General features: G+C 60.4%; 1 protein-coding gene. It reads left to right on the top strand.

Features of this window, described 5'->3' with window-relative positions:
* Positions 1-60: 60 nt before the first annotated feature.
* A complete protein-coding gene (locus GEU84_RS20920; protein ID WP_152828817.1) occupies positions 61-1,500 on the top strand; it encodes an IS1182 family transposase in 1,440 nt (479 codons plus the stop codon).
* Positions 1,501-1,657 lie beyond the last annotated feature (157 nt).

Raw genomic sequence — 1,657 nt, forward strand, 5'->3', positions numbered from 1 at the left:
GCCGAGGCTGTGTGAAAACCTCCAGATATGGTATGCTTCCTGCGATACAGGAGTGCATTTATGTCAGGTTTCATTGAAGGGGTAGACCGGGATCAGGTGACGCTGTTTCCGGACCGTCTTGAGGACTGGATTGACGACGATCATCTGGTCCGGGTGGTGGATCTGTTTGTTGAACAGCTTGATCTGGCGGGCCTTGGCTTTGTGCGCGCGGCGCATGCGCGGACAGGGCGGCCGGGATACCATCCGGCCATTCTTCTGAAGCTGTTCATCTATGGCTATCTCAACCGGATCCCCTCCAGCCGCAGGTTGGAGCGCGAGGCAGGCCGCAATGTCGAGGTGATGTGGCTGCTCGGGCGATTGGTGCCGGATCACAAGACCATTGCGGATTTCCGGCGTGAGAACGGATTGCCCATCCGCAATACCTGCGCGCAATTCGTCGGGCTCTGCCGCCGGATCGGCACGCTGAAGGGCGACTGCGTGGCCATCGACGGCAGTAAGTTCAAGGCGGTCAATAACCGCGACAAGAACTTCACCAAGGGCAAGATCGCCAGCCGTCTTGCGCATCTGGAGGCCGATGTCGAACGTTACATCACCGAGATGATGCGCATCGACCGGCAGGAAGAAGGTGAGGCGCGAGCCGAGAAGGTCGCGCATCTGGCGCCGCGATACGGGCGGCTCAAGCAGGAAATCGAGAAACTGAAGGCGATGGACAAGGCCTTGGCCGATGCGCCGGACGGCCAGATTTCCCTGACTGACCCGGATGCCCGCGCCATGGCCACGAGCGCGCGCAACAGCGGGCTGGTGGGCTACAATGCGCAATGCGTCGTGGACACCGAGACCCACATCATCGTCACCCATGACGTTACCAACAAGGGCTTTGACCGTGATCAACTCAGCCCGATGGCAATGGCAGCCAAAGAGGCGCTCGGGTGCGGCAAGCTGCATGCCCTGGCTGACAAGGGCTATTACAGCGGTGTCGAGATCGCCGCCTGCGACAAGGCGGGTATCACGGTGACCATGCCGCGCCCGGAAACCTCCGGCAATCGCAGCAAGGGCATGTATGTGAAGGCCGACTTCAAATATGACGCCGCGCGCGATGTCTATATCTGCCCGACAGGGGATGAGTTGACCTACCGATACAAGTGCGAGGAAGACGGGCTCCAGGTCCGGCGATACTGGACCAATGAATGCCAGCACTGTCCCGTGAAATCACGCTGCACCACAGGCACGGAGCGCCGGGTCACCCGGTGGGAATACGAGCATCTGGTGGACGAGATGCGAGACCGGCTGCGCAGCGCCGATGATCCCATGACCCTGCGCCGCAGCACTGTCGAGCATCCTTTCGGGACGATCAAAGCCTGGATGGGCACCACCCATTTCCTGATGCGCCGCCTGAAAAACGTGCGCGCCGAGATGGCGCTGCACGTGCTGGCCTACAACATCAAGCGCATGGTCACCTTGGTCGGAATCAAGGGGCTGATGGCGGCGATGCCCGCCTGATAGGGTGAAGATCATCCCCAAAATCGGAAGAACATGCCCTCACGGGCCTGATATGAGAGCCACTGGCGGGTAGCATGAACCCAAGCAGGCAAAAAGACCTGCTGCGAACCCCTCACATCGCTGGTGGCGGTTGGTGCAGGAGTTTCCACACAGCCTA

This window comes from Fertoeibacter niger, assembly GCF_009380135.2.
Taxonomy (GTDB): domain Bacteria; phylum Pseudomonadota; class Alphaproteobacteria; order Rhodobacterales; family Rhodobacteraceae; genus Fertoeibacter; species Fertoeibacter niger.